Here is an 18,324-nt window from a genome sequence, read left to right as displayed (position 1 = left end):
AAAAGTAGAGAATATCTTTCTGACCCAACCAAGTATGCGGCATATTATAGTTTATATATAAGTGGAAGTTATATTTAGAAGTATATGGGGGATGGATAAATGGATTTTGCAGCTATTATTCAGGACAAAATAAAAAAAATCAATGCATATGAAAAAATTAAAGGGATCTCATCAGTTATGACACATATTGAAAGAGCATTAATGTATTTTGAAAATGGAGTTAAGAAACTTGACGACGAATATTTTAATGATGTTATATATAGGACAAATCAAGCTTATGAGGGAATTCTAAAAGAAGCCTATAAAGTATTTACACAAAGAAACTTAAATGCCATAACACCTTATAGAATAGAGGAGTATTTTTCAGAGAATCAAGTTTTTAATGAACGAGTAAAAAATTTATTTTCTGAGTACAGAAAAAATTGGAGAAATTCTTCAACTCACGATTATTCATTATCATTTACTGAAGAAGAAGCAGTACTTGCAATTAATACAGTAATGTCATTTATTTATCTATTAATAAACCAAATCTCAGAGAAAATTGCTTATAATAAGCAGATGTCAAATATGGCGGCAGCATTTGAACAAGTTATGGGGCGCGTTAATAGATTGAAGAAAGAATTCGATGAATATGTGATTGATTTGCTTTTGGATTTTACTATTGATATGAAAACTGGAGATTTATCTTCAGTGATTAATGAATATGAGATTGCAGGCAAGTTAAATGCTTTTTTGAATTATACTGCCTCAGAAATATATATATATAGAGATATTACTGTTGGAGAGAAAGAAAGATATAGACCTGACTTTATTTTAGAACAAGATGGCAAGAAGATTATTCTTGAATTAAAAAGAGGTTTAGCATTGGGAGGAGAGCAAGCAGCAATGGAACAGCTTCAAGTATACTTAGAGGCTGCTAGACTTGATACGGGAATTTTATTTGTACCTGGCACTGTCATAAAAGAATATGATGTTAAAACCGAGAAGATAAATAAGGATGATATGTTTTACAAACTTATAAAGATTACACCGAGAGGATCGCAGTGATCATATACAATATATTAATACATGATGATAAGAATTGTATCGAATGATGCTTTCAAGAAATCAATTATGCTTTATTAGAGTTGTTATTTTTGACTAGGGGAAATAGGTTTCTATTAGAGTGAATTTATTGGCAAATAGTGGTTTAATCTGATTATTACCTGGGCTTATAAGTTAAATAACTTCGAAGAGCGGTATTATAAACTAATTAAAATTAAAAAAGTTTGCCTGATATAACATGTGTGATATAATTAAGTTAACTTTATGGCGATGGAGTTCGCCTAATGCTGTGAAGCTAATGGCTCCTACCTGACAAATGTTAAGGTAGGAGCCATTTTGTTTTTTATCTCTGTGATTTATAAATATGTAGGCTTATGGAGTATGGCGATCAGATAAGTGTTCAGGTATGTTTTAAGGACGGAAACTCAAGAGAAATAGGTATAAAGGATCTTCCCCTGTTTGTTACTGAGGAAAAGAATCCGGAAAACGAGAAACAGGTTCGTTACGTTACAGTCACCTATCCTTCTGATTATTTAAAAGATGGACTGATATTGATTGATACGCCAGGTGTTGGTTCAATTTACCGGAATAATGATGACGAAACATATAGTTATTTACCCAAAATGGATGCCGCTATTTTTCTTATCTCTGTTGATCCCCCAATAAGTCGGGCAGAAATTGAATTTTTACAGGCTATTAATCAATATTCGGCCAAGACTTTTTTTATATTAAATAAAATTGATTATTTAGATGATTCCGGTGTGGAGGAGGCCTTAAGGTTTTCTGAAAAAGTACTGTCTTCCCACGCAAAGTTTGATAACCCGGTTATTTGCCCGTTATCGGCTAAGTTTGCCCTGGAGGGTAGGATAAAAGGTGATGAGGAGATGCTGGAAAAAAGCAGACTCCCACAATTCAACCAAATACTGCGGGATTTTTTAATGAAGGAAAAGGGTAATACAATTATTGGGGTAGGCGTAACCAAAGCTTTAAATGCTGTATCAGAACTCAGTATGGGTATTAATTTGGAAGTTAAGGCTTTAAATACGCCTGTTCATGAGTTGTTGGAGAAAATTGATTTGTTTGACCAGGCTATACTTAAAATGCACCAGGAACAACAGGACAATATGTATATTCTTGATGGGGAGATTAAAAAACTTCTACAAGAATTAGAAGCAATTATTAATCTATATAAGGAAGAGAGAATACGTTTCTTCGATAAAGAGATTGAGAGATTGAATCAAGAATATAAGGATTTGTCTTCTCGCCGGCTAATGGAACAAATAACCGGGTATGTCAATATGGAAACTGAAAAAATCCTCAATCAATGGCTCCCTGAGGTAGAGGCTGAAGTTATTCGTAAATACGAGAAAATGGTTAGCCGTTTTATTGATAAGACAAACCATCTGCTGAAAGTAGTTATACACCAGGCGGCTGAAATTTTTGACATACCGGTTATGGGTTTTACCGGAGTGGAAACACTTCAGGAATATGGTAGCTTGTTTTATTCTATTGGTGAAGAAATAACCTCTATGTACTATTATATTGATGCTGTTAAAATGCAATCATTATTGCCCAGGTTTATTTCCGGCCAAATAATTTTAAAAGAGTTGCATAAGAAAACTGAAAACCAACTTGACAAAAATTGCGGGCGCATCAGACATCACCTGGCAGAAAAGGTCGAGGTAAGCAGTAGGCGTTTTAAAGTCTTGCTGGAGGGTAAGATTAACTCTGCTATTTCAGGTACTAAGGAGGCACTAAAACGCGCCGTGGATAAAAAACGAGAGAGTGAAAATGAGATAACTTTAACAGAAAATTCTTTGCAGAAAACGTTAGGACAGTTGGACGAAATCAAGCGAAAACTGTTAACAATAAAGCAAGAAATCACTACTATATAGTATTAAGGGAGGAGTAAATATGTCAAAGATTCAGCAAGTCATTGCCAGAGAAATCCTTGATTCAAGGGGGAACCCAACGATAGAGGTGGATGTTGTATTGGAAAACGGGAGCCGGGGCCGGGCTGCTGTTCCCTCCGGTGCCTCCACTGGTACACGAGAGGCACTGGAGCTAAGGGATGGGGACAAGGATCGTTTTCATGGTAAAGGAGTTCTTAGAGCAGTAGAAAACGTCAACCGGGAAATTGCCCAAGAAATCAACGGTCTAGATGCAGTGGATCAGCGAGGGTTGGATCATCTTATGATCAAGCTTGATGGTACCGAAAACAAAGAGCGCTTAGGGGCAAATGCCATCCTGGGGGTTTCCCTGGCAGTAGCCAGAGCTGCAGCGGATTTTTTTGGGGTACCTCTTTATCAGTATCTGGGAGGGATGGGAGCCTGGGAATTACCGGTGCCTATGATGAATATAGTTAATGGTGGGCAGCATGCCGACAACATCATTGACACCCAAGAGTTCATGATTGTACCGGCAGGTTTTACTGATTACAAATCAGCCTTGCGTGCCGGGTCTGAGACCTTTCACTCTTTGAAAGCACTCTTAAAAGAAAATGGCTATAGTACAGCCGTGGGGGATGAAGGAGGTTTTGCACCGAATATCGAGTCCACCGAAAAAGCTTTGCAATTTATCATACAAGCTATTGAAAGGGCGGGGTACCATCCAGGAAAGGAAATTTTTCTCGCCTTAGATGTAGCTGCCAGCGAATTTTACAAGGGAGGCAGATATCATTTTGAGGGAAAGGTGTTAAACAGTGGGGCAATGATTGATTATTACGGAGATCTTCTTGGCAAATATCCCATTATTACCTTAGAAGATGGCTTATCCGAGGAAGACTGGGCCGGTTGGGAAAAACTTACCCAAAAACTAGGCTCCAAGGTACAACTGGTGGGGGACGATATTTTTGTCACCAACCCGGCCATCTTTAAGAAGGGTATTGAGCGGAGCATTGGTAATGCTATTTTAATCAAGTTAAACCAGATTGGTACCTTAACTGAAACAATGGAAACCTGCAAACTGGCCAAGGAACACCGTTACCGTACCGTGGTTTCGCACCGCTCAGGGGAAACCGATGACACCTTCATCAGTGACCTGGTGGTGGGACTGTCCCTGGGGCAGATTAAGACAGGTTCTTTGAGCCGGGGCGAGCGGGTAGCCAAGTACAATCAGTTATTACGCATTGAGGAGCAAATTCAAAGCCCGGCTTTTGCTGGTCCGGTACTTTTGAAAGAGTTAAATCGAGTTTAACGAGTGTGGTGATTGTGTGTTTAATATTATCTTAACCGGACTTACCAGTCTGTTTACCGATATTGGCAGTGAAATGGTATATCCACTGATTCCCCTCTTTCTGGTGAGTCAACTGGGGGCTACCCCAACTGTTGTGGGAGTGATTGAGGGGTTTGGCCCTTCGGTTACTTTCTACTTTGGTACCCTTACTGGGATATTAGCCATGGCCGGACTGTTGGTGGTGCTGGGTCAGTTGTCTGGTAACAGGAAGGCGCAGAGCATGGAATTATGATTTTGTGGAATTTCATAGCCATCGTAATTATTGAGCTATTATAAGGTTTTGGAAACCAAATAAAATGATGTAAGATTTAAGACTCAATACTGACATAACATTTTAATGTGGTATTATATATTAAATTAATAGGCGATGAGTCTTGCCTAACGCTGAAAAGCTAATGGCTTCTACCGGGTAAATGCCACGGGAGAAGTCTTTTTTTATTTAGAAATATAATAATTTTACTATTTATAGATTTGTCATGTAACTTTCAGCCTATGTAGTTAAGTATTTAAGTGCTAGGGTAATATGTCAAGAGGGAATTTAAAAACATATTTTTCCTTGTTTTTGGGTATAAAAAATTAACCACCACAGAAACACCCAAAAATTCCTGTTGCGGCTATAAAATTATTCCCTGATATTAAGGCATAATCTTAAAATATGGTTATTGTTTGCACCAATAAAGCTCAGGGAAAAACATATATTGGTGCACAAATAATATTTCAGTGCATCACCACTCTTTTACCTGTGGATAACTATGATAATTAATATTCCTAGCCAGTTGGCAGCAGACAACCGCAGGAATATTAATCAGCACCGTTACCGCAGTTATTTAAACAGCTATCCCCTGTCCGACCTGTAAAGCTGGTTCTTTGAAAGTAAGGAAAAAACCGGCCTTACAAACTTCCTAGCTGTAAGAACCTGAGCTCGTTTATGGGCATGTTTTTTTGATTCTTGAAATTTTTTTTGATAGTAAGCTCGGTACTCGTCATTATGTCTCCTCAAACTGTCCGCAGCTTCTATCAGATAATACCTGAGATACCGGTTTCCAGCCCTATTCAGGGGTTTATCTTCACCGTCAAATTCGCCGGATTGATTGCTATTCCAGGTGATACCTGAAAATTTAGCTAACTGGGACTGATCTTCGAACTTGTTAATATCCCCAATTTCAGAGATAATGCCGGCGGAAAACACTGGCCCAATTCCCTTGATTGACATCAATGGATTCGAGAGCTTGGCCATATCCCTGGCAATCACACTGTCCAATTTGCGGATGGTTTGCTCAAAAAAGCGGATATTATTCATACTGGTTTCAAGAATCAGATTAACCGAATCCGTGAGCTTCGGACTCATCCGGTAGGATTCACGGCAAATTCGTTTTAGCTCAGTAGCCAATGTTTCAGGGTTAGAAAATTGCTTATTTCCTTTATCCACAAGCAATTGAACCAAGTCTTCAAGTGGTGTATTAATAATTTCTTCCGGGCCAAAAAAATCGGTAATAATAGACATGCTGGTGGCTCCAAAGATATCACTGAATACATCACCATAATTACTAAATTTCATAAACAACATAGTTAAAAAATAACTTTTTTCTCGCACAAGTGAACCCACCAGGTGAAACCTGTAACGGGTCAGTCGCTGTAGCGGAAGATACATCTCATCAACCTCGTAAGGTTTAGGTAATCTGCCGTGTCTTAGTTTTTCAGCTATGATATAAGCGTCATATGCATCGTTCTTGCCCTTTGGAGGATAAGACTTCTTGAAGTTCTTGATACTTCTGGCATTGAGTTGGTAAACTGTAGGCCTGTATGGCTTTAATTCTTCGGTGATTAGTAAATAATTCATCAAGTGAAAGTGGTATAAAGAAGTAGCTTCCATTCCAAAAACAACATGATCAAAGCTATCTTTAATCGATAACTCTTTAGTTTTAGATGCCAAACTCTCGGCACCTGAAATGGAGTTATCGAAAACTAACTTTTTCAACAAAATCGTTCCGTCTAATTTCATAAAGCAAGCCACATTCTTATTCTTACCAATATCAATGCCAACATGCAAGGATATTGTCATAAAAACACCTCTGGTAAGTGGATTAACTTTTCCGTTTTCTACGCGAGAACATCCTCGTAATCAGAACTGACATGGAGCGGGAGACTACCTGGATCTGCTGCCATCCAGGTCAACTATCATGCTGAACAGGCTAGGTGTTAGAACTAAAACGTAGAAGGAAAAGAAACATACTTTATTAAGCAGTCTATGCTGCTCGGGGTATTGAGAATTTACCATCTTACCGGGATCATTCTAACTAAATGATTATTTAAATTGCTTATTTCATCAAACATTGACAGACAGGCACCTAAAAAGTACTATCTAAACCATTGTAAATTATAGCACTCTTTAAAGAAAGTTGACAACACCACTCCCCCGGGTTTAAACAGCCTCACGTAAATCAGAATTGCTAAGCAAACATTCTAAGTGTCAGAATCAAACCCTGACGGGGAAAGAGAAACAGACTTAAAAAGCATTGTGGATATCACCACATGCGAGGAGGACTGATGAATTCATCTTACTAATTTTTCAGTGTGGGCTGTCTCTTTGAAAATGATTTGCCTGTGGATATTTTTCTGTCAATAAAATTTTCGGTTCGTATAGACATCACCATCCTATCATTGATTGGGTACCTTGGCGCAACTACTTCCAATAAGTAACCCACATGCAGTAATTCACGTGATTAATAGGTACCTTTACTGCATTGTTGTGGTATTGTTATTGACTTCATCAAACCCAGGTACCCTTGATATGGGAACCGGTTCCCTGAACATCCGGACCACAACATTCTACTATTTTAGAACATGTCGTATTCGGTTGTTCTGACTCTATTATACGAGGATTATTATAATCTTTATTGTTTTAATTACTTAGGTTAAGTTAGCTGTTAATGTCCTTAACTAATAAGTATTTAAGCTATTGTATTTTTCATTTGAAGCGGGTTTTTTGACTGTTAGGTATTATATAATTGACTGAGTTATATTTATTTTGGATAATAAGCTGTAATTAGTATATTCTTAATTTTCAGTTAAGTCATATTCTTTAATTTTAGCAGCCTCTACGTAGTAATATTCTTCCTATTTAATCTTAAAAAGTTTTTAAATTTTGATTAAAGGGGGCGGTTATAAAAACTATATTTAAAGAATTTTTATAAGCTATAAATGACTACTTATTAGGAGGGGAGTTTAAATATGGCTGATGACAAGATTTATGAAATAAGAGAATCATCAATTGCTGATCCGGGTCCACTAGGTCTTGCTGCATTTGCTCTGACTACTTTTGTGTTAAGTATGGCTAATGCTGGTTTTATACCTGCAACAGTCAAAGGAGTTTTTTTACCATTGGCACTGTTTTATGGTGGTGGAGCACAGGTACTGGCCGGTATGTGGGAATACAAGAAGAATAATGTTTTTGGGGCAACGGCGTTCACTACTTATGGTTCTTTTTGGATTGCTTTAGGTACCTTAGTTCTTTTTGAAGCTTTAAAGATTCTTGATTTTAAGGATCAAGGAAATATAGCAGTCGGCATCTTCTTGGTCGCATTTACAATTTTTACATTTTATATGTGGATCGGTAGTTTTAGGCTTAATAATGCACTAATTGTAGTTTTTACAACCCTTTTAATTACTTTTATTTTACTTGATTTAGCTGAGTTTAAATTTATATCTGCAAAAATAGGTGGTACAATGGGTATAATTTGTGCCTTTAGTGCTTGGTATACATCTGCTGCTGGAATATTAAACACTGTTTATAAACGCGTAGTATTACCGATTGGTCCAAAATCATCGTCACACTAAATTTTTTAAAAGTACGATAAAAAAGCTGTTGATGTTAATCAACAGCTTTTTTATGTGCACCCGGCATGGGCGTAGTCTAACGGGTGTAAGTCCCGAGTACGGTTGATAGTGCCAAGCACATAGCCAAAACGAAGGTTTATTTTAGCAAAGCGATAATCAGGAAGAACGATAAAAATAAGTATTCAATAGAGCTCACAATAAGACAGGTTCGATCAGCAGTATTGAGAGATTCCTAAATAAAGAAGCCTATTGCTTTTTATTAGGAACAATTCAAATTACTAATACTGCTATCTATATAAACATTAAATAACTGGATCACATTGCTTGCTCTTTTGATGACGTAAAAAAGATGAGTGATTTAATAGCAGATGAGTAGAATTTTAAGGCCAACAAACAGTATAAATAGTAGAATTACCGAAATAATAACTCGCTGCCAAGGCCCCACGAGGTTCAGGTGGCATCTTTATTGACCGTTCAAGGCATGTGGAGAGTATAATAATGATTATATATACTGGTTAAAAAGGTAAACAAGGAAGCTCAACCACTATATATGTGTTTGGGCAATCAAGTAGGTGAAAATTTACTCATTGCTTCGTCACTGCCGCTCACCGTAAACTGGTTGCGTCCACGCTGCTTTGAGCAGTACAAAGCGTTATCGGCGCTTTGAAATAGTTCGGTATAGGTGGTTCCGTTATGTGGCGCGACAGAAATGCCAATACTAAGAGAAGAATAAAACTCAGCGCCTGTTGTTGTTACAAGCGGAGTATGGTTCCAATTCTCTATTAGCCGTGAAACCCTTCTGGTTATTTGCTCCACATTATCACAAAAAGTACAAAATACTGCAAATTCATCGCCACCTATTCGGGCCACAATATCTGTTGCGCGAAAAGTCTGTCGTAAAGCCTGTGCCAAGGCTTTCAATGCCGCATCTCCCTCCAAATGTCCATAAGTGTCATTCACTTGTTTGAAATGGTCCAAGTCAATAATGATGAAGGTGCAAATTTTTCCTGATGACAAACAGTTCTTTAATGCCTTTATCGTTTGCAGTTCCAATGCGCCACGGTTTAGCAGACCAGTCAAACCATCGGTTTGCGCTAGTTTGTCGGCATCGTTCCAGCGTCGATATACCCAAGCGGAAGCGAGAAGCGTGCTGATTGCCTGAACAGTTTCCACATCGCTGAGGCTTAGTCGAGATAGAAAAGGTACAGCTTCCGTCATTCTTCCAGTGATCAGGATGGCTACCACTTCGTTTTTGACCACGATAGGGGTTGAGATAAAATACTCTAGCTTCAAGATTTCCCGAAAATCTGACAACTTAGTATCATCATCCGCCGCAGTGACCAAAACCGGACTTTCCGGTTCAAGAAAAGAAGCGTCAATTTTAATTTGCAATTCAGTTATTTTCTCTTTTAATTCCTCTGGATAACCCTGCAAAATGTGTGGTACAAAAAGACTTTTGTCATTGGGGAATAACACCACTGTCCTTTGCATATTCAGCGCCGAGTTTATCCGCTGGGTTACATGCAGAAAAATATCATCATCACCGGCACCCTGCTGTAAATAAACGGATAGTTCCGACAGCAAGCCAAATCCACGGCGTTTTTGTTCCAACTCATGCCGTATAGATATGGACTGCGCGTCCAACGACAATATTTTTGCGGCGTTCTGTTCGCACAACTTTACTACTGCATCCAACGGAATTTCACGATTTTGCCTGATGCCTATATTCTTCCTGTTCCATACATGCTTATTTTCATGTTTAACGCTGTTACCTTTGCCGGCTTTCTTTTTTGTGAAGATACAGAATACACCAGTCCAATCCAATCCCCTCGGTCGTCCGCCGATTGAAGCGATTTCCACTCCTGTATATATCCCAAGCAAGGGAATACGATTGTCGACGGCCTCCTGTATTAAGATAGCATCTTCCATATCAACGCCGCCATAGCCGGCACATCGGCCTGCACAATCGATATACATGGCAAATAAAGCTTCTTGCCCGTCAATTTGTTCAAAGAGGGCGTTGATTTTTGGCTTCATATAATCCAAATCCAGGGAGCGATACATAAGCCGGAACTCCGTACCTTCTACCATATCCGGTTCAAACATGACAATGCCGTTGCGCTCTTTATCAATTCCCAAACACAATCGGCTGGCATAATTATTTTCATCATATTCACTCCAACGCTCTCCCTGATTGATGCCTAACAGCAGGAAAAAAGGATAGTATTCTTGCGAAATAGCGGAACCAAGCAGCTCATCCATGAACTGTAGCGCCGGTTTTCCGTTGATTTCTAAAATAACAGGGCCATCTGCTTTGGTGACTGTATAATAAGGCGAAGCAGGATGACAGCCGTGCATGATCACGCTGTTCATCTGAATGTCGTCGGAGAAAGTCAGGGCTATGGCACTGTGAACGCTCATTCTGTTGCCAAAGTATTGTTGGGTTTCACTACCCAGGTGATCGCCCTGCATACCCGCGCCGATCAAGTCAGGGAGGAAGCCCAGCCCATTTTCCAAACCATCCAGAAGCCATGTTGCCATCAGCAGGCGCAGGTCGCCTTTCGAGCGGTCTATCGCGTCATAAAACAGCACAACAGGTGAGACTTGCGTTGTTCCAATTTGGGCCAGGCGCTCACCCAGGCGAACGCCGGTTTTTCGTTCGCTTTCTTGCAATCCTTCCTCCGTGAGAATGGTACACTTGCTATCCTCAAACCAAAACAGCGCAATGCCAACTTGGTCGCCAGCATAGCCAAAATATTCATTGGTTATAACACCTACAGCGCCGCCTCCATATATGCAAGACTTATTACCCACCACCTCCGCTACTGCGTTGCGGAGCAGCCTCTGATTATGCCTTGCAGTACAGAAAAGTAAAACCAAATCACATCTTTCTTCTCGATTGGCTTTTGACAAAGCAATCTGTGCTGCGTGCCTTCCGGCGACCACACTATCAGGATTATCACTGTATCCAACTGTTACAAACACAACATATCCCCTCACACCATTGTATCTATAATTCAAAACTGCTGATACAAATCTGAAAACGCCGCCCTTCCCACAAAGGAAAAACCGGCGTTTTTTCAGGCTGTGTTGTATCTATGGTACGGTAAAAGACAGATTTATCTGTCTGCTCTGCCATGCGTTTACCGGTTGAAGTTATTTTGTCAACCCCTATTTTGCCGGGTATGGCTTGCGTGCATATAACGTATTATTATATATTACAGTATACAATGATATTGCGCTTATGTAAATTTAAAAAGTGCGGAAGGACAACGGGACGACCTCCCGCGCCTCTTCTTTCATCCGGGTGTAATCCTGATACAGGACTTCACGTTCAGCGGCAAGCCGGGTAGCCTCCACTTTCCATGCTTTGGTGGAGATATATTGGTGCGCCCGTTCATCACGTCGCGCTCGGCCACGACTTGTCGTTCCAGTATTTCCTGATGTTCGATTTTACTTTTAGTCTCCGCTATTCTCTCGTCTAGTGATTTTTTTAGATACTAATTTGAAGGACATCCTCCTGCATTTTTCCGCACATCAGGCTATGCTTTTGTTGTCTGGAATCGGTATCGACCTGATTTTGCTCGTGATTTCTGGCATTATATCCTATTCGCTCTATAAAAAGTTCGAGTTCTAGATAAAATGGATTAAGTGCCGCCAAGGCCGTACCAGGTTTAACGGGCATCATTATTGACCACTCAAGGCATGTTGAAACGATAATAATAATGACGAATTGCGGTTTTGATGGCAAATAAGGCAAGTCAACCACTATATGTAGTGGTTTTAGAGCAAAGAATGAGCTAAAATAGGACTGAGAAAATGCATTTTTTGCCCCGGTTTCTTGTGGCATTTCTAGATGACATGAGGGCTTTCAGAGTCTATGTTTGAATTTCTCATAACTGAACAATAAGATGATAGAGTATGGTTTTTTCATATAACCCATAAACAGGAATTTGAGGTGAAATGATATGGATAAATACACCAAAGAGGAATTAGCAGAGGCGCTTCGAGCTGTTTCTTCAATCATCCACAAATGTGAAAAAGCACAGGAGAAATTTCCAGAGGGAACTTCCCATCATACACTCCTCAAAAATAGGCTAAAAGCGATGTATATTTCAAAAGCGCTGATTGAGGAAGCGCTTATCATCACGGAGTAAATTTCAGTAAGCAGGGCATTTACAGATTTGGAAATCTGCAAGGCAGGTTCTCAAATTCCAATTTATCAATAAATTTATGAGTATAGAGGTGACCTGATGGCAAAGCACGAATTCGGAATTTTTGAAACAGATCCCGCACCGGAGGCCTCATATGATACTTTTGAACCTGAAAAATATAACTGCATTGCGGTAGACGATGATTACATTGAGCCTTTGCTTGAGAAATTGAGGCTTCTGGAAACATATTCCTACAGGATTTCTCTTCCAATTAAAGGACTTGAATATACTGGAATAACATTGTTGTCACCTTCGGTGCTGCTACAATTTGAGAAAATAATTAATTCAACCGGCTTAACTGGACTGCAAGTCCTATCGGATAAAATTGAAGAAGCAATACAAAGAAACAAGTTTATGATTCATTACGGGCTATAAACTAAATACGAAAATCAGCGGGTGTATTTTCTAATAAAGATACCCGCTTTTTTATACACTTTTTTAGGGACTAAAATAAAAAAGAACAATATCTCTATAAAATTAGAGAAAAGTTTTTAGAATAATTGTGATAATAATTAAAGCGAAATAATGTTGACCGATGCGGTTAATCGTCTTATTATATCATTAACCGAATCGGTTAATGATATTTACGAGGTGAGTCGATTGGAAAAGAAAGTGAAAATTTGAGAAATAGAATTGCTTTTGAAGGCACTGACACTTCAAAATTTAAAGATAACATTGCTCCAAAGCTGGTTATGAAAATACTAACCTTGCTTACCGATAGGTATTTAAGTAAAATGCCTAAAATGTAAATTGATCTTGACAATCTATGTGAAGAATTTGATGAATATATAAATCTATTTAAAAGCAATTTTTTACAAGGGAAAACACCTATAACGTATATTTGATTTAATCAAGACGCTTTATTAATAGAAAGGAGATATGTATGAATTCCTATGTACTTGGTTTTCAGGAAATCAATAAAACCAAACTTGCGATAGTCGGAGGCAAAGGTGCCAACCTGGGGGAGCTATCCAGGATTAAGGGGATACAAATGCCAGAGGGCTTTTGCGTTACTACCGAAGCGTATAAAGAAATTATTGGGAATAACGAGGAGTTTAATTCACTGCTGGACCGACTGTCCCTTCTAAAAGCGGACAACAGAGAAGGCATCAGTGAAATCAGTGCTAAAATCCGCAAGTTCAATAAGGTGTGTGACGGCAGGATCATTGATAAGAAGATATCCACAAAGAAGCTGGCAATCTATGCCTTAAAAGAAGGCGGTACGGAGGAGGAAAAAATTGAGGCCGACCGTCAGAACAGACAGACGCTGACAGACGAGCAAGCTTTGGAGCTTGAGAAGACAGGCAGACAAATTGAAGCCTATTTCGGCCGTCCGCAGGATATTGAATGGTGCCTGTATGAAAATAAATTCTTTATCGTCCAGAGGCGTCCCATCACCACCTTATACCCCATACCGGACGTACAGGACGGGAAAAACCATGTGTATATGTCTTTCAGCCATCAGCAGATGATGACCGATGCCATGAAACCATTGGGGTTATCCGGGAGAAGGAGGATATATACTATCTGTCTTTCGAGGAACTCCGGGAGGCCGTTCGTACAAACCAGCTGGATTACGGCATCATAACGAAGCGAAAAGAAGAATACGAGGCCTATGAGAAATTAATACCTCCCCGTGTAATGACCTCTGAAGGCGAGGTTATATCCGGTGAATACGACACCGGTAATATCCCGAAAGGTGCTTTGGCGGGTATACCTGTTTTAGCCGGGACCATTGAGGGGCGGGCGCGGGTTGTTCTTAAAATGGAGGATGCTCACATGGAGGACGGCGATATTTTGGTCACCGCATTTACTGACCCCAGTTGGACGCCGGTGTTTGTATCCATCAAAGGCTTGGTGACGGAAGTTGGCGGGATGATGACCCACGGTGCCGTAATTGCCAGAGAATACGGCTTGCCCGCAGTTGTAGGCGTAGAAAACGCTACCAGGTTGATTAGAGACGGACAGCGAATTCGAGTAAACGGAGTGGAAGGGTATGTAGAAATCCTGTAAGGTGCTGAAATGATATTTTAAGGTCTGAGAATCTCGGAAGAAAGGATAGGACAAATGATGGAACAAATAAACGCTGACGTTGTTGCTTTCAAAAACAACTGCAAGATAAAGGAATGAAAGGATTAGTAATAGACCTTGACGAGACATTTTCCTGGACAATCCATTACATGGCCGGCGAACTTGCGAAGCTCTATGGAAATCCCCAAAATCTATCAGTAGAAGAATTACGCGAAAGAATCATTGCTCATGATATTTCCTCGTATTGAAAGTCAATTTTTAATAACGAATTAATAGAGAGCTATAAAATTAAACTTAAGAGTTATTGGGAGTGATAAAGTATCCAAAATAAAACATAGGTTGTAAGTTTTATAAATATGAATCAAAGGGGTTAAATTATGGGCAATAATGATTATTTGAGTGACTTTTTTAGATGAACAAAGAATACAAAACAATTTGCTTGAAAAAGAATTTGATAAAATTAAAGTTGAAGAGAAAAAAGAGCTTGATGAATATAGAAAAAGAAAAATGGGTAAAAAATTCTTTTGATGTTGAGTTCTAATATTTTACTGTCGGATACAAAATGGTTACAATTATAGTTACAAAGTACACCCTGCCGCCAAGGCCCTACCAGGTTCAAGCGGCACCTTTTTTGTAGCCTTAAGGCACGTTGAGTTTGTAGTAAAAGGATAGAAAAACGTTAAAGCCTTGAAATTGCTGGTTTTTAGAAGCAAATTATGTTCCTGCAAACACAAAAAGCTTATGGTTGTATGCGGAAACATTTCCATGTTCCTCTTGTAAATGATAAATTAAACAATGAAATAAATGATTCCCTAATATCAACAAATAATAAGCTTGAATATAAAGATTTAGAAGAGATTTATGCGATTGTTATGGAAAAAATATCGCTTAAGCAAAACAATAATGTCTTTGATGTTGTCATAAATAAGAAGTATGCTAAAAAGGAAAATGGCGAAAGGAAAGTAAAGGATATCATATAGTTTATGAAATGAAAAGGAGAAAACAAACTATGGCCGATTTATAGAAAATCGCTCCTGAAAAACCATGGACTCGTCCCGGAGGAGGTTCAGAATCAAAGAAGTATCAAGCATGTATGATGTGACTGCTCACAATCTTCGATATTATAAAGATACGGGATTGATAAAAATATATATTACAGTTAAATATTATTAAGCAGAGGCGGTTGAGTAGTTTTGAATCAAAACAGTGTAAGCAATGACAAGCTACTGAAAATTATTAACGTACAGACTGAAGTGGTTCAGCAAGGAATGAATCTGAGCAATATTATGGATTTAGTGACACAGCGAACTCAGCATATTACTAATGCGGATGGTGCTTCTGTCGAATTAGTCGAGAAAAGGGAACTCGTGTATAGCGCTACATCTGGAATTGCCGAGAAATTCCTGGGTTTAAGATTGGACATGGAAAATAGCCTCTCGGGTGAATGTATAAGAGTGGGAGTGCCTTTGATTAGCAACGATATTGAAAGTGACGACCGAGTCAATAAAAATGCATGTAGGCAGATCGGCCTTAACTCCATGATCGTAGTTCCTCTAATCTTCAGAAATGATATTGTTGGCGTAATAAAGGTTCTTTCTGCGAAGGCTGGTCATTTCAATGATGACAATATTAAAATACTAGAACTTATGTCAGGACTCATTGCCGCGGCGATGTTCAGTGCAATGAGAAATGAGGAAAGTGAGTTGTTTTATAAAGCCACACATGACAGCCTGACAGGAATATCGAATCGCTCCGTATTCTATGACCGTTTACGGCAAAGATTGTCACAGGCTTTAAGAAAACATGAGAATTTCGGAATCATTTCGCTTGACATGGATGGGTTGAAAGAGATCAATGATAATTGGGGACATCGAGCTGGAGATGCGGCAATCAAAGAAGTCGCGTTGCGAATTAACAGCACGTTGCGCGAATCGGACACAGTTTCCAGGCTTGGAGGAGATGAATTTGGAATTATTGCCACAACAGCGGTAGATCGAAATGATCTAAGATCATTGATTGAGCGAATAGATTGCGAAATTATTAAACCGTTTGAATTTGAAGATCAGAAAATAAATCTCAGAGCCAGCATCGGATATGCCCTTTTTAGTGAAGATGGCATTGACCTGGATGTTTTGATTGAAAAAGCAGATAAATCTATGTATGAAGTGAAAAGAAAACAAAAGGGACAGGGGAATGTACGCTGATTTAATAAATTTCAATTTCCAGTACAAGAAATTACCCAAGGTTAATATACAATAACCCATATGCACAGGAAATGATCACTTTGACCAAAGAATACAAGATTATGGTCGGTAAGGCGAATAACTTATTTGACCCAATGGTAACTTATGATTGCTTGACTGTAAAATCTCAAATTAATTCTAAAAAATAATCAGAAAATGAGATCAAACCTAAGAGCTAGATTTTTCTGTAGTAAAAATTCTTATTAACACCAGCCTAATGCATATAGCTATAATGGTATATACAGGCAAACCATAAAAATGTTTCCATTTAAGCAATTGGTATAATCCACCCCATACCATAATTGGTTCCAGGATAAAGCACAAGATAGCTGCCACCCCTAAGCTAGCCAATAAGAAACTACTCCATGTGCCAAAATACTGATAAATAAGGGAGAATATTATGGGTAAGCTTGCTAAATTCAATGACGTTAGAGGAGGAAATATTGGAATTATATCGGTAGGATAATCCCATAAAATTAATTCCTCACCTATTTCTACGAGACCTAAAGTCACTATGGTGGTCAATGCTGCATACAAGCTAATTTCAGCTAATCTTGTTTTGTCAACTATTTTCCACCAGACATACACCGAAAAGATTAATAAGCAAAGCAGAAGCCACCATCTCAAGTGAAACAAATCTTCACGTAACCAATCATCAATGTGAATGGAAGTCAAATGCCTTTGTATTTTTACATCGGGAGGTATCTTCGAGATTGCTAAAAACATATTCCACCTTCTCTGGATTAATGATTTTATATAAGCCACATTATATGTTTTTTCTTGCTTGGATATTTTGTTGTGCTTGTGCTTTTTTAAACTTTTCCGTATAGGCCAACGTTTTAATTACTACAAACCTAATAAATATAGCCATACCAGAATAAATGGGAAATCCATAATAATATTTCCATGATAATAATTGGTAAAACCCACCCCAGACTAGGATTGGCTCAAAGATAAAACAAAATACAGTTGCCATGATAAAAGTAGCCCATAGAAAACTTTTCCATGTACCAAAATATTGATAAATTAGGGAGTATATTATAGGTAAACTGGCTAAATCAATAGCTGTAAGAGGTGGGAATACTGGAATTATATCAATAGGATAATCCCATAGTGTTAATTCCTCACCTAATTCGTCGAGGACTAAAGTAATAATAATAATTAATGCGGTACATAAACTAATTTCATGCAATCTTTTTTTATCAACCAATTTCCACCAAGCAATTATAGACACGAAAAATAAAGCAAGGAGAAACCACCATCTGAAGTGAAATAATCCACTTCGTAGCCATTCTTCAATACGTAAGGAAGTCAATTCCCTTTGTATTTCTACATCATAAGGTATTACTGAAACCATAAATATCATTGCCACATCCCTCTAATTATTGATATCATTATTATAAAAAAAAACTTAATTTATATGTACGCTTACTAACTGATATTCCAAGACAACCTAGATAAGAAACAAATCAACATATTTAATATGGCGGTATCTGCATTTATATACGCTATTAGGGATTTCTTAGTGAGGGTTGATGTGGGTATATCAAAGTTGGTTGGCACGAAGGGGCTGTAGTGAGGTTGGAAGCGATGGCAGGCGATAGTGTTCGGTAGGTAGCAATACTTTGCTAAAAAGAGTGGAGCGATATACTTTTTTATTTCATAGGGGTATCAATTTACTAAATATTTATAATTATAAGTTTAGATGTTAGCGGATTTAA

Annotated in this window: 17 protein-coding genes, 1 pseudogene and 1 riboswitch; of the genes and pseudogenes, 13 read left to right on the top strand and 5 right to left on the bottom strand. The window is 38.5% G+C overall.

Going from position 1 to position 18,324, the window contains the following annotated elements; all coding sequences use genetic code 11:
• Nucleotides 1-99: 99 nt before the first annotated feature.
• From DTOX_RS10770 to DTOX_RS23915, 4 genes are all read left to right on the top strand, one after another.
• Nucleotides 100-1,047 (top strand): GxxExxY protein, encoded by a 948-nt coding sequence (locus DTOX_RS10770; protein WP_015757720.1) that lies wholly within the window; start codon nucleotides 100-102, stop codon nucleotides 1,045-1,047.
• A gap of 254 nt (nucleotides 1,048-1,301) precedes the next feature.
• A riboswitch (Fluoride riboswitch) is annotated at nucleotides 1,302-1,359 on the top strand.
• A gap of 59 nt (nucleotides 1,360-1,418) precedes the next feature.
• Complete coding sequence (locus tag DTOX_RS10765; RefSeq protein WP_015757719.1) at nucleotides 1,419-2,939, top strand: dynamin family protein; 1,521 nt, start codon at nucleotides 1,419-1,421, stop codon at nucleotides 2,937-2,939.
• Nucleotides 2,940-2,958: 19 nt separating this feature from the next.
• The gene (gene eno / locus DTOX_RS10760; protein ID WP_015757718.1) at nucleotides 2,959-4,239 is read left to right on the top strand and encodes a phosphopyruvate hydratase; all 1,281 of its coding nucleotides are present in this window, start codon (nucleotides 2,959-2,961) and stop codon (nucleotides 4,237-4,239) included.
• A gap of 16 nt (nucleotides 4,240-4,255) precedes the next feature.
• Nucleotides 4,256-4,510: a hypothetical protein gene (locus DTOX_RS23915; protein ID WP_015757717.1), complete on the top strand. Its 255-nt coding sequence runs from the start codon at nucleotides 4,256-4,258 to the stop codon at nucleotides 4,508-4,510.
• A 603-nt stretch (nucleotides 4,511-5,113) separates the two neighbouring features.
• Here the strand turns inward: DTOX_RS23915 and DTOX_RS10750 are convergent.
• A complete protein-coding gene (locus DTOX_RS10750; RefSeq protein ID WP_015757716.1) occupies nucleotides 5,114-6,340 on the bottom strand; it encodes an IS110 family RNA-guided transposase in 1,227 nt (408 codons plus the stop codon).
• A 1,169-nt stretch (nucleotides 6,341-7,509) separates the two neighbouring features.
• On the opposite strand from DTOX_RS10750, the gene DTOX_RS10745 reads away from it, so the two are divergent.
• Nucleotides 7,510-8,115 carry an acetate uptake transporter gene (locus DTOX_RS10745; RefSeq protein ID WP_015757715.1) on the top strand — a complete coding sequence of 202 codons (606 nt, stop codon included), beginning with the start codon at nucleotides 7,510-7,512 and terminating at the stop codon, nucleotides 8,113-8,115.
• A gap of 564 nt (nucleotides 8,116-8,679) precedes the next feature.
• Here the strand turns inward: DTOX_RS10745 and DTOX_RS10740 are convergent.
• Together DTOX_RS10740 and DTOX_RS22990 are read right to left on the bottom strand one after the other, a co-directional pair.
• On the bottom strand, nucleotides 8,680-11,100 hold the full coding sequence (locus DTOX_RS10740; protein ID WP_015757714.1) for a diguanylate cyclase domain-containing protein: 2,421 nt from the start codon (nucleotides 11,098-11,100) through the stop codon (nucleotides 8,680-8,682).
• A 508-nt stretch (nucleotides 11,101-11,608) separates the two neighbouring features.
• Nucleotides 11,609-11,965: a hypothetical protein gene (locus DTOX_RS22990; protein WP_157862919.1), complete on the bottom strand. Its 357-nt coding sequence runs from the start codon at nucleotides 11,963-11,965 to the stop codon at nucleotides 11,609-11,611.
• A gap of 118 nt (nucleotides 11,966-12,083) precedes the next feature.
• On the opposite strand from DTOX_RS22990, the gene DTOX_RS10730 reads away from it, so the two are divergent.
• The 8 genes and pseudogenes from DTOX_RS10730 (at nucleotide 12,084) to DTOX_RS10705 (ending at nucleotide 16,564) form a co-directional block, all read left to right on the top strand.
• Complete coding sequence (locus DTOX_RS10730) at nucleotides 12,084-12,272, top strand: hypothetical protein (RefSeq protein WP_015757712.1); 189 nt, start codon at nucleotides 12,084-12,086, stop codon at nucleotides 12,270-12,272.
• A 96-nt stretch (nucleotides 12,273-12,368) separates the two neighbouring features.
• Nucleotides 12,369-12,704, top strand: a complete 336-nt coding sequence (locus DTOX_RS10725) for a hypothetical protein (RefSeq protein ID WP_015757711.1) — start codon at nucleotides 12,369-12,371, stop codon at nucleotides 12,702-12,704.
• Nucleotides 12,705-13,212: 508 nt separating this feature from the next.
• Nucleotides 13,213-13,917 carry a PEP/pyruvate-binding domain-containing protein gene (locus DTOX_RS25320; protein WP_042315704.1) on the top strand — a complete coding sequence of 235 codons (705 nt, stop codon included), beginning with the start codon at nucleotides 13,213-13,215 and terminating at the stop codon, nucleotides 13,915-13,917.
• Nucleotides 13,824-14,342 (top strand): annotated as a pseudogene (locus DTOX_RS25315) (PEP-utilizing enzyme); the annotation flags it as partial. The gene DTOX_RS25320 and the pseudogene DTOX_RS25315, both read left to right, overlap by 94 nt.
• A 417-nt stretch (nucleotides 14,343-14,759) precedes the next feature.
• Nucleotides 14,760-14,888: a hypothetical protein gene (locus DTOX_RS24820; protein WP_278184549.1), complete on the top strand. Its 129-nt coding sequence runs from the start codon at nucleotides 14,760-14,762 to the stop codon at nucleotides 14,886-14,888.
• Nucleotides 14,889-15,076: 188 nt separating this feature from the next.
• Nucleotides 15,077-15,340 carry a hypothetical protein gene (locus tag DTOX_RS10710; protein WP_015757709.1) on the top strand — a complete coding sequence of 88 codons (264 nt, stop codon included), beginning with the start codon at nucleotides 15,077-15,079 and terminating at the stop codon, nucleotides 15,338-15,340.
• Nucleotides 15,341-15,404: 64 nt separating this feature from the next.
• Nucleotides 15,405-15,533, top strand: coding sequence for a MerR family transcriptional regulator (locus DTOX_RS25310; protein ID WP_083773423.1), 129 nt, complete (start codon nucleotides 15,405-15,407; stop codon nucleotides 15,531-15,533).
• Nucleotides 15,534-15,553: 20 nt separating this feature from the next.
• Nucleotides 15,554-16,564, top strand: coding sequence for a sensor domain-containing diguanylate cyclase (locus DTOX_RS10705; protein WP_015757708.1), 1,011 nt, complete (start codon nucleotides 15,554-15,556; stop codon nucleotides 16,562-16,564).
• Nucleotides 16,565-16,771: 207 nt separating this feature from the next.
• Here DTOX_RS10705 and DTOX_RS10700 read toward each other — a convergent pair whose 3' ends face one another.
• On the bottom strand, nucleotides 16,772-17,329 hold the full coding sequence (locus tag DTOX_RS10700; protein WP_015757707.1) for a CBO0543 family protein: 558 nt from the start codon (nucleotides 17,327-17,329) through the stop codon (nucleotides 16,772-16,774).
• Nucleotides 17,330-17,369: 40 nt separating this feature from the next.
• The gene (locus tag DTOX_RS10695) at nucleotides 17,370-17,969 is read right to left on the bottom strand and encodes a CBO0543 family protein (RefSeq protein ID WP_015757706.1); all 600 of its coding nucleotides are present in this window, start codon (nucleotides 17,967-17,969) and stop codon (nucleotides 17,370-17,372) included.
• Between the last annotated feature and the right edge of the window lie 355 nt (nucleotides 17,970-18,324).

Origin of the sequence: Desulfofarcimen acetoxidans DSM 771 (genome assembly GCF_000024205.1) — a bacterium.
GTDB classification, from domain to species: domain Bacteria; phylum Bacillota; class Desulfotomaculia; order Desulfotomaculales; family Desulfofarciminaceae; genus Desulfofarcimen; species Desulfofarcimen acetoxidans.
The sequence above is the reverse complement of the archived record's forward strand: the minus strand, read 5'-3'. Positions and strand labels throughout refer to the sequence as shown.